The organism is Megasphaera jansseni (assembly GCF_047974155.1).
Taxonomy (GTDB): domain Bacteria; phylum Bacillota; class Negativicutes; order Veillonellales; family Megasphaeraceae; genus Megasphaera.
On sequence record NZ_JBHYRR010000003.1, the window covers coordinates 45663 to 58734 of the forward strand.

13 protein-coding genes are annotated in these 13072 nt (G+C 55.1%); all 13 read right to left on the bottom strand.

Going from position 1 to position 13072, the window contains the following annotated elements; translation table 11 throughout:
- Nucleotides 1–2 precede the first annotated feature (2 nt).
- A complete protein-coding gene (gene ispG / locus ACE418_RS01810; RefSeq protein ID WP_416448911.1) occupies nucleotides 3–1070 on the bottom strand; it encodes a flavodoxin-dependent (E)-4-hydroxy-3-methylbut-2-enyl-diphosphate synthase in 1068 nt (355 codons plus the stop codon).
- A 15-nt stretch (nucleotides 1071–1085) separates the two neighbouring features.
- Entirely contained in the window at nucleotides 1086–2108 is a 1023-nt protein-coding gene (gene rseP, locus ACE418_RS01815; protein ID WP_416448912.1) for an RIP metalloprotease RseP, read from the bottom strand.
- Nucleotides 2109–2122: 14 nt separating this feature from the next.
- Nucleotides 2123–3268, bottom strand: coding sequence for a 1-deoxy-D-xylulose-5-phosphate reductoisomerase (locus ACE418_RS01820; protein ID WP_416448913.1), 1146 nt, complete (start codon nucleotides 3266–3268; stop codon nucleotides 2123–2125).
- Between the two features lie 13 nt (nucleotides 3269–3281).
- The gene (locus ACE418_RS01825; protein WP_416448914.1) at nucleotides 3282–4109 is read right to left on the bottom strand and encodes a phosphatidate cytidylyltransferase; all 828 of its coding nucleotides are present in this window, start codon (nucleotides 4107–4109) and stop codon (nucleotides 3282–3284) included.
- Nucleotides 4110–4128: 19 nt separating this feature from the next.
- On the bottom strand, nucleotides 4129–4896 hold the full coding sequence (locus tag ACE418_RS01830; RefSeq protein ID WP_416448916.1) for an isoprenyl transferase: 768 nt from the start codon (nucleotides 4894–4896) through the stop codon (nucleotides 4129–4131).
- A complete protein-coding gene (locus tag ACE418_RS01835; protein WP_416448918.1) occupies nucleotides 4889–5143 on the bottom strand; it encodes a hypothetical protein in 255 nt (84 codons plus the stop codon). Before ACE418_RS01835 ends, ACE418_RS01830 begins: the two co-directional genes overlap by 8 nt.
- Nucleotides 5140–5700 (bottom strand): ribosome recycling factor, encoded by a 561-nt coding sequence (gene frr / locus ACE418_RS01840; RefSeq protein ID WP_416448919.1) that lies wholly within the window; start codon nucleotides 5698–5700, stop codon nucleotides 5140–5142. Before frr ends, ACE418_RS01835 begins: the two co-directional genes overlap by 4 nt.
- Nucleotides 5701–5746: 46 nt before the next feature.
- Nucleotides 5747–6472, bottom strand: a complete 726-nt coding sequence (pyrH, locus tag ACE418_RS01845) for a UMP kinase (RefSeq protein ID WP_416448920.1) — start codon at nucleotides 6470–6472, stop codon at nucleotides 5747–5749.
- Between the two features lie 80 nt (nucleotides 6473–6552).
- Nucleotides 6553–7200, bottom strand: coding sequence for a translation elongation factor Ts (gene tsf, locus ACE418_RS01850; RefSeq protein ID WP_416448921.1), 648 nt, complete (start codon nucleotides 7198–7200; stop codon nucleotides 6553–6555).
- Between the two features lie 109 nt (nucleotides 7201–7309).
- Nucleotides 7310–8053: a 30S ribosomal protein S2 gene (gene rpsB, locus ACE418_RS01855; protein WP_020309742.1), complete on the bottom strand. Its 744-nt coding sequence runs from the start codon at nucleotides 8051–8053 to the stop codon at nucleotides 7310–7312.
- Between the two features lie 233 nt (nucleotides 8054–8286).
- Nucleotides 8287–9294 carry a 3D domain-containing protein gene (locus tag ACE418_RS01860; protein ID WP_416448923.1) on the bottom strand — a complete coding sequence of 336 codons (1008 nt, stop codon included), beginning with the start codon at nucleotides 9292–9294 and terminating at the stop codon, nucleotides 8287–8289.
- Nucleotides 9295–9351: 57 nt separating this feature from the next.
- The gene (gene ppk1, locus ACE418_RS01865) at nucleotides 9352–11508 is read right to left on the bottom strand and encodes a polyphosphate kinase 1 (RefSeq protein ID WP_416448925.1); all 2157 of its coding nucleotides are present in this window, start codon (nucleotides 11506–11508) and stop codon (nucleotides 9352–9354) included.
- 7 nt (nucleotides 11509–11515) lie between these two features.
- A complete protein-coding gene (locus ACE418_RS01870; RefSeq protein ID WP_416448926.1) occupies nucleotides 11516–13060 on the bottom strand; it encodes a Ppx/GppA phosphatase family protein in 1545 nt (514 codons plus the stop codon).
- Nucleotides 13061–13072: the final 12 nt, after the last annotated feature.

The window sequence follows — 13072 nt, forward strand, 5'->3', positions numbered from 1 at the left end:
AGTTAGGACTCCTTTGCAATGGTTTTTTCGATTTCTTCCAGCAGGCTGGCCACGAGCCGATCTTCCGGCACGGTGCGCAGGACCTGGCCATGGGAAAAGACGATGCCCTTCCCTTTGCCGCCGGCAATGCCGAAGTCGGCTTCCCTGGCTTCGCCGGGACCGTTGACGACACAGCCCATGACGGCGACCTTGATGGGCACCGTCAGATGAGAAATGGCTTCTTCCACTTCCTTGGCCAGATCGATGAGGTGGACCTGGGTCCGGCCGCAGGTCGGACAGGAAATGAGGGTCGGTCCGAAACGGCGCAGGCCCAGGGCACTGAGGATGGTCTGGCCGGCCTTGATTTCTTCGACGGGATCGCCCGTCAGGGATACGCGGATCGTATCGCCGATGCCCTCGTGGAGCAGCGTGCCGATGCCGATGGCCGACTTGATGCTCCCTTCGCGGACCAGGCCGGCTTCCGTCACGCCTAAGTGCAGGGCATAGGGTACCTTATCGGCCAGGGTTTCATAAGCTTCGATCATCAAAGGCACGTCGGAAGCCTTGAGCGAAATGACCATGTTGCGGTAATCCATGCGTTCCAGGATGCGGATATGGCGCAATGCTCCTTCGACCATGCCTTCTGCCGTCGGATGGCCGCCGCTCCGGGCCAGTATATCTTCCGGCAAAGACCCCGTATTGATGCCGATGCGGATAGGGATGCCTTTAGGGCGCACTTTTTCGACGACCTTGACGACATTATCGTCAGAACCGATATTGCCCGGATTGATGCGCAGGGCCTGGACACCGCTGTCGACGGCAGCCAGGGCCAGGCGGTAATCGAAATGGATATCGGCGACAATGGGAATATCGACGGCCTGGACGACGGCAGCTAGTCCCTTGGCCGCTTCCATATCGGGGACGGCGAAGCGCAAGATTTCAGCGCCATACGATGCCAGGCGGCGGGCATCGACGACGGCTTCGGCTATATGGGCCGGATTGACCGTCGACATGGTCTGGACCGATACGGGCGCATCGCCGCCGATGGTGACGCTGCCCGCCTGGACGGGAAGAGATTTTCTACGTTTCATGCAAGGCCTGCCTTTCTAAAAGCGGCTGAGATCCTGAAACATGGCGAAGAGGAACAAGGAACCCAAGAGGACAGCCCCTGTGACCTGGATATAGTACAACGCCCGTTTCGGCATCCGCCGGCGCGTAATTCCTTCGAGAATCAATAAAATAATATAGCCTCCATCGAGGAGCGGCACGGGCAGGAGATTCAAGATGCCCAGGTTGAGGCTGAGGAAAGCCGTGAACATGAGCAGGTTGGCAAAGCCCGATGCCGCAACCTGACCGGCCAGCTGGGCGACGCCGATAGGACCGGCCACTTCAGCCTTTTCCCGGCCCGTCACCATATCATAGAGGCCGACGATCATGAGCTGGCAGATCCGGCCCGTCCGCTGGACAGCCATGCCGGCCGATTCAAAGAAGCCATGGGCTTCCTTCGTCGTCATGGGCATGACGCCGAGCATGACCTTCTTCGAGGCACTGTCGACTTCCGGCACCATTTCGACGCCCTGGACCTGGCCGTCCCGTTCGATTTCTACGGTGACCACGGCGTGGCTGTACGGTGCGACGGCCTGAGAAATATCGGTCCATTTGGAAATTTCCTGGTTGCCGATACGGACAATGCGGTCACCGGCTACGAGGCCTGACTGTTCAGCCGGCGAGCCGGCGATGGTCGAGCCGACGACGGCTTCCGGCGAAACGGTCACGGTGCCGACGACGAAGAACAGGCCCCATAAGAGGACGATGGCCAGGACGAAGTTCATGATGCCGCCGGCGGCGATGACGATCAGGCGCTTCCAGACAGGCTGGCTCAGGAAAGATTTTTCATTCAGTTCTTCGTCTTCCGTCATGCCGGCGATACGGTTGAAACCGCCGAGAGGAATGGCCCGCAGGGAATATTCGGTGTCGCCGCGGCGTACACTGTACACTTTGGGACCGAAGCCGAGTGCGAACTCATCGACCTGCATCCCCGCCCACTTGGCCGTCGCAAAATGGCCCAGTTCATGGACGAAGACGATGACACTGAAGACGAAGATCGTCGCTAAAATAGTAAGACCCACGGGAAATCCCCTTTCTACAGCAAGGAAGCGGCACAGCGGCGGGCCCAGTCGTCAGCCTGGCGGATGGACGCCAGCGTAACGTCGTGCGAGACCGTATGCCGTTCCATGACAGTACGGACAATGTCAAAAATACGCGTAAAGGAAATCTCTTTACGCAGAAAGGCATAGACGGCGACTTCATTGGCCCCGTTGAGGACACAGGGCATGGTCCCGCCGATGCGGCCGGCTTCATAGGCCAGGCCGATGGATGGGAACTTCTCGTCGTCAGGCGGGAAGAATTCCAGCGTCCCCAGCGTCTTCCAGTCGATGGGACGGGCGCCGCGGACGGTCATCCGTTCCGGGTAAGTAAAAGCGTACTGGATGGGCAGGCGCATATCGGGCATACCCAGCTGGGCCAGGACAGACCCATCGATGAACTCGATCATGGAGTGGATGATGCTCTGCGGCTGGATGACGACTTCGATCTTATCGAAGGGCATGTGGAAGAGCCAGTGGGCCTCGATGACTTCCAGGCCCTTATTGAACATCGTCGCCGAGTCGATCGTAATCTTACCGCCCATGTTCCAGGTCGGATGCTTGAGGCACTGCTCGACGGTAATGGACGAGAATTCCGACGCCGGCCGGCGGAAATGAGGACCGCCGGAGGCCGTGACCAGCAGTTTGGCCACTTCTTCTTCCCGACGCCCCTGGAGGCACTGGAAGATGGCCCCGTGTTCACTGTCCACGGGCAGGATGCGGACGCCGCGGGCTGCGGCTTCCTTCATGACCAGTTCGCCGGCAGCGACGAGGGTTTCCTTATTGGCCAGAGCGATGTCCATCCCCTTCTCGATGGCATGGAGTGTCGGTTCGATGCCGGCGGCACCGACGAGGGACGTCAGAACGATCTGGGCATCACATTCATCGATGAGCTTCAAAAGGCCGTCACTGCCGGAAAAGACAGTACACGCCGGACCGACGGTGCGGCGCAGTTCATCGGCAGCCTTTTCGTCGACCATGCAGGCCCATTTTACCTGATGGTCCCGGACCTGGCGAGCCACTTCCTGCCAATGGGAATAGGCCGCGACGCCAGCCAGGTGAAAGGCCTCGGGATGGGCGTCGATGACGTCGACGGCCTGTGTCCCGATAGAACCGGTACTGCCTAGGATCAAAATATCTTTCATTCCCTGCCCTCCTTTAAATGACCAGCATCAAATAGACGTACATAGCCGGCGCTGCAAAGAGCAGGCTGTCGAAGCGGTCGAGGACGCCGCCGTGGCCAGGGATGATGTTCCCTGAATCCTTGACACCGCAGACGCGCTTCAAGATGGATTCGACCAAATCGCCTAAAGGGGCCATGATGCCGATGATGATGCCGATGGCCAGGGCGTGGAGCACGGAGAATTTAAAGATCAGCGAAAAGATAATGGCCACAGCCAGGGTACCGACGAAACCGCCGATAGCCCCTTCGCGGGTCTTGCCGGGACTGATAGCCGGGCAGAGCTTGACTTTGCCCATCATCTTGCCGACGGCAAAGGCGAAGGTATCGCTGGCCCAGGTCGAAAAGATGAGGAGAAAGACGAAGAACCGCGCCGGTTCCAGCATGACGGCACTGAAACTGCTGCCCATGAAGGAAGCGACAGAGCCGCTGCGCAGGGCCAGCATGGCCAGAAAACCGCAGCCGATGTAGAGCAGGCCGTACAACGTATAGGCACTGTCTACGGGCTTGATCTTGTTGTGGAAAAAGACGGTCCGCAGCATGAGCCAGAACAAGAGACCCAACGCCAGGACCAGCATGACCTTGGTACTGCCGAACCAATAGGCGGCCAGCATGGCGACGAGCCATACGGCACCGCACTTGTCGGCCGTCACGGCATGGAGCTTGTGGACCAGGTTGCCGTATTCATACCAGGCGACGAGGGATAAAAGGGCCATCATGAGGAAAAACAGCCAGTTCCCTTCGTAAATCACAAAAATCGTAAAGGCACCGCCGACGATGCCTGTCAGTATTCGTTTTGCCAACATATCATATACCTTCCCTGATTTATTTTAAGCCGCCAAAGCGCCGTTCCCGGCCCTGGAAGGATAAAATAGCTTCGACCAGTGTATCTTTGGTGAAATCGGGCCAGCAGAGCTGCGTATACCAGAACTCGGCGTAGGCCATCTGCCAGAGGAGGAAATTGCTGACCCGCTTGTCCGCACCGGGGCGGATGAGCAGATCGACATCATTTTCCGGCTCTGTATAGAGATACTGGGCCAGCGTCGCTTCGGTAATGTCTTCAGGCCGGATCTGGCCATCCCGGACGGCTTCTGCCACTTTGCGGGCCGCCTGGGTGATTTCCAGGCGGCCGCCGTAATTGACGGCAACGTTGAGGATGAGACCCGTATTGGCGGCCATTTCCGCTTCGGCCTGAGAAAAGGCTTCCCGCAGGTCCGGATGGAGCCGCTTCATATCGCCGATGATGTGGAGCTGCACGTTGTGTTCCTTGAGTTCCAGGAGATTCTTGCTCAGGTAACTCTTCATGAGTTTCATGATGTACGACACTTCTTCATCAGGGCGCTTCCAATTTTCCGTAGAAAAGGCATAGACCGTCAGGACTTTGATGCCCAGGTCGTCGGCAGCGACGACGATGCGCTTGAGCGTATCGGCACCGGCACGATGGCCGTAACTGCGGGGCAGGCCCTTGCGCTTGGCCCAGCGGCCATTGCCATCCATGATGATAGCTACGTGGCGGGGAATATTGTTCGGATTCAGCATGGCTTCGGACACGGAGCCTGCAGTTCCTTTCTTTTTGCCAAAAAAGTTAATCATGCTGTACGTCTCCATTTCGCAGAGCTGCCGCTACGGATCCGCTCATCTCCAGGCTGTCGTTGACCAGGAGACAGACCGTGCCGTCGTCCCGCTGCTGGGCGCGGATGACATAGGTCTGTTCAGGGTCGCAGTGGAAGAAATGGCTCCGCGACAGCGTCCGCTCTATGACAAAAGGAATATTTTTTTCCTGTAATACAGATTTGGCATACCGTAACGGCATGCCAATAAAAATCCGTATATCCATCATACGGCCATGACTTCTTTTTCTTTTTTTGCTTTGATTTCGTCGATGACCTTGATTTTTTTATCCGTCAGCTTCTGGATATTTTCCTGACCTTCTTTGCTGTCATCTTCCGTGACTTCCTTCTTCTTTTCCATCTTCTTGATGGTTTCGTTGGCGTCGCGGCGGATATTGCGGATGACGACTTTCGAGTCTTCGGCAATCTTGCTGACTTTCTTGCTCAGTTCCTTACGGCGTTCTTCCGTCAGCTGGGGAATTTCCAGGCGGATGATCTTGCCGTCGTTATTCGGGTTCAGGCCCAAGTCGGACTTGAGGATGGCCTTTTCGATTTCACCGAGCATCTTCGGTTCCCACGGAGCGATGGTGATCATGCGCGGTTCCGGAGCGGCTACGTTGGCGACCTGTTTGACCGGCGTCGGCGTACCATAGTAGTCGACCGTGATCCGGTCCAGCAGCGACGTGCTGGCACGGCCCGTGCGGATTGACGCCAATTCCCGTTTCAGGGCTTCGATGGTCTTATCCATCTTTTCTTCGTGCTGGGCAATGATTTCTTTTACTTCCATGTCAATCACTTCCTTATTTTATTTTTATAAGTATATCATACAGCTTTTAGTCTTCTTTGTCGACTACAGTGCCTAAATCTTCTCCGCTGGCAGCTTTGACGATGTTCCCGGGCTGATCGATATTGAAGACGACGATGGGGATGTTGTTATTGCGGCAGAGTGTCGTCGCCGTCGCATCCATGACCTTGAGGTCTTTATTGATGACGTCGAGATAGGTCAGGTGCTTGAACATCTTCGCATCCGGATTGACTTTGGGGTCGCTGTCATAGACGCCGTCGACGCCGTTTTTGGCCATGAGGATGGCATCGGCTTCGATTTCAGCCGCCCGCAGAGCCGCTGTCGTATCTGTCGAGAAGTAAGGGTTGCCCGTGCCGGCACCGAAGATGACGACGCGGCCTTTTTCCATGTGGCGGATGGCCCGGCGGCGGATGTACGGTTCAGCGACCTGCTGCATATTGATAGCCGTCTGGACGCGGGTAGCGACGCCGTTCTTTTCCATGGCATCCTGAAGGGCCAGGGAATTCATGACCGTAGCCAGCATGCCCATGTAGTCGGCCGAAACGCGGTCCATGCCTTTAGCCGAACCGGACAAGCCGCGCCAGATGTTGCCGCCGCCGACGACGATGGCAACCTGGACGCCGAGCTTATTGACTTCGACGACCTGCTTGGCAATGGTTTCGACCGTTTCCGGGTCGATGCCGTAGCCCTGTTTGCCAGCCAATGCTTCGCCGCTCAATTTCAATACGATGCGATGATACTTTTTCGATTCCATAAAAGAAGTGCCTCCTCTGTCGGTATACAAGTCCAATTAGAAAATAAGAGAACACGGGTTGGGTGTTCTCTTATGCAATCTTATTTAGCTTGTGCCATTACTTCGGAAACAAAATCATCGTTCCGTTTTTCCAGGCCTTCACCCAATTCATAACGCGTATAACGGCGGATGTCGATTTTTTCACCGATCTTAGCGATGGCTTCTGTAACGACCTGCTGGACCGTTTTGTCAGAATCTTTGATGAATTCCTGATCGAGGAGGCAGTTTTCTTTGTAGAATTTTTCGATACGGCCGGTAATCATCTTTTCGACGATTTTTTCCGGTTTGCCTTCGTTCAGGGCCTGCTGGCGGAGAACTTCTTTTTCGTGTTCCAATACGTCAGCCGGAACTTCGTCCCGTTTGAGGTATGCCGGTTTTGCAGCAGCGATCTGCATTGCAATGTCTTTGCAGAGTGCTTTGAAGTTATCTGTCTGAGCGACGAAGTCCGTTTCGCAGTTGACTTCGACGAGAACGCCGATACGGCCGTTGCCATGGATGTAAGAATAAACCAAACCTTCAGCAGCGATGCGGTCTGCTTTCTTAGCTGCTGCAGCCAAGCCGTGTTCGCGAAGCAAGTCGACGGCTTTTTCCATATCGCCGTTGCTTTCGGTCAATGCTTTTTTGCAGTCCATCATGCCTGCACCGGTTTTTGTTCTTAATTCTTTTACCATTGCTGCTGTAATAGCCATGAGTATTCCTCCTAAAAGTAATGTGAATTATACAGTTTGAAGAAAGGTAAGAAGCAAAGGCTCCTTACCTTCCTATGATAACCATTCAGTTCTCAAAGAACGAGCAATCTTATTCTGCTGCTTTTTCTTCAGCGGCTTCAGCACCTTCAGCGGCGCCTTCTTCGGTCTGTTCGCCCTGGTTGCCTTCGAGGACAGCGTCGGCGATTTTGCCGGTCAAGAGTTTGACGGCGCGGATAGCGTCATCGTTAGCCGGGATCGGATAGTCGATGACATCGGGATCGCAGTTGGTGTCAACCGTAGCGATGATGGGGATGTGAAGTTTGCGGGCTTCAGAAACAGCGATTTCTTCTTTTTTCGGGTCGATGATGAAGAGAGCGTCCGGGAGTTTTTTCATGTCTTTGATGCCGCCGAGGTATTTCTGAAGTTTTTCCATTTCATGTTTGAGGAGCGTAACTTCTTTCTTCGGCAAGAGTTCGAACGTGCCATCTTCGGCCTGTTTTTCCAACGTCTTCAAGCGTTTTACGCGCTTTTCGATGGTCTGGAAGTTGGTGAGCATACCGCCGAGCCAACGTTCGTTGACGAAGTACTGGTTGCAACGTTCTGCTTCGTTTTTAATGGATTCCTGGGCCTGTTTTTTCGTGCCTACGAAGAGGACTTTGCCGCCTTCAGCAGCCAGGTCGCGGACAAAATTGTAAGCTTCGTCCATTTTCTTAACGGTTTTCTGCAAGTCGATGATGTAGATACCGTTACGTTCGGTGAAGATGAAACGAGCCATCTTCGGGTTCCAACGGCGGGTCTGATGACCGAAATGAACGCCGGCTTCCAATAATTGTTTCATAGATACTACTGCCATAATTGTGATTCCTCCTGTTTTTTCCTCCGCCCGGTCATCGCTCATCTTCACCCTCCCTCTCGGGGGTCGGGCACAGTGCTGAGCTCGCCAAGCGTGTGTATTTTAGGGCTTGGTATTCAAACCTTTGATATTATAGCATATATGACAAACGAGGGCAAGCATTTTTTCCAATGCCTGCCCTCTCAGCGGGCCGCCTTTACAGGACGGCCCCTACGAACATCAAACATCATACATTAATTCAGGATATAGACCGGTACGGTACGGCGGCCGAAGTTCATGCAGGCATCGTAGTCTTCCATGCAGAGGTCGATACGGTTGCCGAGGATGGCTCCGCCTGTATCTTCGGCCCGGGCTACGCCGTAGCCGGGGATGAAGACTGTCGAGCCCAGGGGGATGACGTTGGGGTCGACGGCGACGACGCCGTAACGGGCCCGCGTCCCCATGCGGGTGATGCACTGGCCGTCGCCGTCAGTCGGCAGATAGGCCGTAGCTTCCATGGTGATGATCTTCTGGTAATGGGATACATCGCCGGTGCTGGTATTGATTTCGACCGTTTCCTTGGTGCCGACTTTGCGGACCAGGGGCTGCATTTCCGAAATGAGTTCCGTCGACAGCGTTTCCTTGTCGGCGACCTGGCCGTCGACGCTGACGATGTTCAGCTTGACCCGTTTGCGGCCGTTTTGCCCCTCCTGGATGACTTTTTCTTCGCCCTGCCCCAAAGTTTCATCAGGGATGCTTTCGATGGCGTACGGGACAACTTCATCTTCGGTGATGGTCTTGCGCGATACGTGGCCGATGACGATGTGCTGCCCGGCCTGGAGCGGCTTCTGGACGTCGCCATAGGGGCGGTACTTTTCCTTATTATAGCCGTATTGTTCGGCTACTTCCTGGGAATTGTGCTTAGCCGTATAGACTTCCTGAGTCTGTCCGCGGTACTCCAGGGTGACCGGGATGGCCCGGCGCACCTTGACGTAGCTGCCATCGTCGAGTTTCTGCGTCGACACGTCGATTTCATCGTAATCACCGATGTCGATGTTGTTCTCCCGCATCAACGCCTTTTCATTGACAGCGTGGGTATATACCTGCCGGGTCTCGCCATCGGCAACGAGGGTCACCGATTTCCCCCGGTCGATGAACCCCGTCAGGGACACGATGACCAATAAGGCGATCATCGTCGCGTACATGCGTGTAATCGGTCGTTTATTCTTGAATCCAGTCATGCTGAATCGTTTCCAGTCCATGCCATGCCTCCTAATGCTTTTCTTTTCATTGTAGCAAAGACCGGAAGGCTTGTCAATTTACTTGTCTTCTTCAGCAGGACGAGGACGCAGGACGACATTGCGGAACTGGCGGGCTGCCTTCTTCCGTTCTGACGCCAGCCGTTCGGCTTCGCGCTGGCATGTATCCTGAGCGTTGACGGGCTTGCCCTTGCGTTCGTCGGCCAGGTAGCGGTACGAGCCGTCGCTGTTCATGGCATAGGCCTTGACGTTGTCGTCGAAGTATACCTTCAAGATGCGCTTGATCCGATCTTTATGAGGCGGGAATTCGACAGGCGTCATTAATTCGACGCGTTCATTGAGGTTACGCGGCATCCAGTCTGCCGAAGAAATGAAGACGTCTTCCTTGCCGCCGTTGTAGAAGTAGAACAAGCGGCTGTGTTCCAGGAAGCGGCCGACGATGCTGTGTACTTCGATGTTTTCACTGATTCCGGGCAGGCCGGGACGGAGGACGCAGATGCCGCGGACGATGAGGCGGATCTTGACGCCGGCTGCCGACGCTTCGTAGAGCTTGGCGATGACGTATTTGTCGAGGAGAGAATTCATCTTGGCGACGATGAGGGCTTTCTTGCCGGCCTTGGCCTGGGCGATTTCCTGATCGATTTCCTGATAAATTGTTTCCCGCAGGTTGAGCGGAGCGACGGCCAGCTTGTTCCACTGAGGCGGATCGGAATAGCCCGACAAGAGGTTGAAGAAGGCCGATGCGTCGACGCCGATGAGGGTATTGGCCGTCAGGATACCGACGTCTGTGTAGATGCGAGCCGTCTTGCCGTTGTAGTTACCCGTCGCCAGGTGGACGTAGCGGCGGATGCCGTCTTCTTCGCGGCGGACGACGAGGGTGATCTTGGAATGGGTCTTGAGGCCCATGATGCCGTAAATGACGTGGCAGCCGGCTTTTTCCAGCTTGCGGGCCATGTGGATGTTGTTTTCTTCATCGAACCGGGCCTTGACTTCCATGAGGACCGTGACCTGTTTGCCATTTTCGGCGGCCTGGGCCAGGGCGGCAATGATGGGCGACTTACTGCTGACACGGTAGAGCGTCTGTTTGATGGCCAGGACATGCGGGTCCGTCGCAGCCAGCTGGATGAAGTGTTCGACCGTTTCAAAGGTTTCATAGGGGTGATGGACCATGACATCCCGTTCGGCAATGGCCGACCAGAAATCCGGTGCATCGATGGCGGCCAGTTCCGACGACGGCTGCGGCGTCACCGGCGGATAGCGCAGGTCATCATAGCCGTCGATGCCGACGAAGGAGAAGAAGACCTTGCAGTCCAGGGGTCCCGGGATCGAATAGATGTCCCGTTCTTCGAGCTGCAGTTCATCGCGCAGGAAATCGCGGATCATGCGCGACGACGAAGCGGCCAGTTCCAAGCGGACAGCAGCCCCTTTGCGGCGTTTCTTCAGGCTCTTTTCGACTTCCATGAGGAGGTCTTCGGCATCGTCGTCGATATCCAGGTCGGCGTCGCGGGTGACGCGGAACGGTTCGACTTCCAAGATATCGCATCCCAGGAAAAAACGTTCCGCATAGGCGGCGATGACGTCTTCCAGAAAGAGGAACTGATGGCCTTCATGCTGCTTGCCGGCCGGCGACACGCTGTCCGGGACCTTGATGATGCGGTCGATGACCGATGTCGGGACCGGCAGGATCGCTGTCTTGACCGAGCGGTCCCCTTGTTTGCGGCGCAAGAGAACGGCCAGGTTCAGGTTCAGGCTGGACAAGAACGGGAAAGGATGGCTGGAATCGACGGCCATGGGCGTGACGACCGGGTAGATTTCCCGTTCAAAGAAGCTTTCCAGCCACAGCCGCTGGTCATCATCGAGGGCATCGACGCCGATGAAGTGCAGGCCGTGAGATTGCAACTTCTGCTGGATGTCTTCATAGTAGCGGTACTGGTCAGCCACCAGCTTATGGACCATGGACTGAATAGCCTCGAACTGTTCCTGCGGCGTCATGCCGGCGATGTCGATGTGCTTGACGCCGCTTTCGACGAGGTGCTTGACGCCGGCCACGCGGATCATGAAGAATTCATCCAGGTTCGATGCGGCGATGGCGATGAAGTTCAGCTGTTCCAGCAGCGGGTTGGACGGAACGATGGCTTCACGCAGGACCCGTTCATTGAATTTGACCCATGTACATTCACGATTTAAAAAATATTGAGCATCCGTAAAATCTGCCATGATTATCTTATCCTTTCACTAATTTCGTCGAAATGCCAAAAACTTCGGCAAAGTCGACGGCCATTTTCAGATACGTCCAGCGTTCCAGTGAAATATCGGCGTCTGCCGTATAATAGACGACGAGTTCGTCTGCGTCGAGTTCAGCCCGGATGGCGCTGATTTTCCCTAAATGGCTCTTATCCAGGGAATCGGCCAGGCGGAAGATGGCTGTCAGTTTGGCCGTAATGACTTTCTGCCGCGGCGTCAGGGCGTGGTAGACCGGCGACGCTTCCTGCAAAGTACCGTCAAACGCATAATAGAGGACGGCAGCCAGGATTTCCTTTTCATCGTCAGCCAGGCCGAAGAGGTCCGTTTCCCTGATAAGGTTGTACGTACAGAGGTTATGCTTGCGGATATTGATGAATTTCCCTGTTTCGTGGAAAATCGCAGCCAGGCGCAGCAGATAATTATAGCTGTAATCGAGGCCGATGAACTGGTACAGAGCCTGGAAGAGGACGTTGCAATATTCTTCGATGCGGGCGGAATGGACGGAATCGGACAAATACTTGTTCGCCAGGCGGCGCATCATGTCCAGGAGCAGGCCCTGGAGATGGGCCATATAATCATTATGGGTCTTTTCGGCCACATAATGCATGGTATAGCCTTCGGTGAAAGTCGTCGGCATGACGACCAGCATATCGATGTCAACGATGCGCAGCAGTTCGTAATACAAGAGGATCGTCGGCATGATGACATTGGCCAGGTTCTGGGACAGGCCGAAGCGTTTCATGAGCTTGAACGGCGTGACGCCCTTGAAGGAATAGACGAACTGGCGCAGTTCATCCGGTGTGATCAGGAAAAGACCATTCTCGCTGGTCTTGCCCATGAGGCGCGACACCAGGTTGGCTCCGCGGCCGGACAGGACAATATACTTGATATCATACTGCTGGACACCCTTCCAGAGCGGATAGAGGGTTCCGTAAATATATTCGCGCACAGCTGTCGGGAAAGTCAGCTCATTGCGCTGCTTTTCCGTGAAATTTTCCAGGATGCGCAGGGACCCGATGTGGATGTTCTGCTGGAACAAGAGGCGGTCCGATTTCCAGCAGGTCAGGCCGACGCCGCCAGACGTGATGTCCAGGAGCATGACGGCTTTATCGGCGAAATTGAATTTCCCCTTCAATACATTATAATAGAGACCAAAGAACTTATAATAGATTTCCTTGGTCATGTGGATGACTTCGACGTCGAAGCCCGTGCGGATATGAATCTGGTCGAGGACACTGATCAAGTTATCGGCTTCACTGATAGCCGTTGTCGACAATACGCGGACATCTTTGACGTCATAGTCACGCAGGAGCTGGCGGAATCCCAGCAGGACCTGACAAATCTCGTTCAGGGACTGGAAACTGACGTGATGGCGCTGGAATACCGTTTCCCCATATTTTACTTCTCGGGATACGTTTTCGATGATCTCCATGTCATCCAAAGACGAGTAAGCAATGACCTTCAAGGTCATATTGACCGTCCCGATATGGATGATACCAAAAACATTCCGGGTTTGTTTTTCCATTACTCTCCCCAC

What these genes read in the sequence shown, in the direction of transcription:
- pyrH (WP_416448920.1), bottom strand. Translation starts at nt 6,472, where the DNA reads ATGGAATCGAAAAAGTATCATCGCATCGTATTGAAATTGAGCGGCGAA.
- ACE418_RS01870 (WP_416448926.1), bottom strand. Translation starts at nt 13,060, where the DNA reads ATGGAAAAACAAACCCGGAATGTTTTTGGTATCATCCATATCGGGACG.
- rpsB (WP_020309742.1), bottom strand. Translation starts at nt 8,053, where the DNA reads ATGGCAGTAGTATCTATGAAACAATTATTGGAAGCCGGCGTTCATTTC.
- ppk1 (WP_416448925.1), bottom strand. Translation starts at nt 11,508, where the DNA reads ATGGCAGATTTTACGGATGCTCAATATTTTTTAAATCGTGAATGTACA.
- ACE418_RS01835 (WP_416448918.1), bottom strand. Translation starts at nt 5,143, where the DNA reads ATGATGGATATACGGATTTTTATTGGCATGCCGTTACGGTATGCCAAA.
- ACE418_RS01820 (WP_416448913.1), bottom strand. Translation starts at nt 3,268, where the DNA reads ATGAAAGATATTTTGATCCTAGGCAGTACCGGTTCTATCGGGACACAG.
- ACE418_RS01830 (WP_416448916.1), bottom strand. Translation starts at nt 4,896, where the DNA reads ATGATTAACTTTTTTGGCAAAAAGAAAGGAACTGCAGGCTCCGTGTCC.
- ACE418_RS01860 (WP_416448923.1), bottom strand. Translation starts at nt 9,294, where the DNA reads ATGGACTGGAAACGATTCAGCATGACTGGATTCAAGAATAAACGACCG.
- ispG (WP_416448911.1), bottom strand. Translation starts at nt 1,070, where the DNA reads ATGAAACGTAGAAAATCTCTTCCCGTCCAGGCGGGCAGCGTCACCATC.
- ACE418_RS01825 (WP_416448914.1), bottom strand. Translation starts at nt 4,109, where the DNA reads ATGTTGGCAAAACGAATACTGACAGGCATCGTCGGCGGTGCCTTTACG.
- frr (WP_416448919.1), bottom strand. Translation starts at nt 5,700, where the DNA reads ATGGAAGTAAAAGAAATCATTGCCCAGCACGAAGAAAAGATGGATAAG.
- tsf (WP_416448921.1), bottom strand. Translation starts at nt 7,200, where the DNA reads ATGGCTATTACAGCAGCAATGGTAAAAGAATTAAGAACAAAAACCGGT.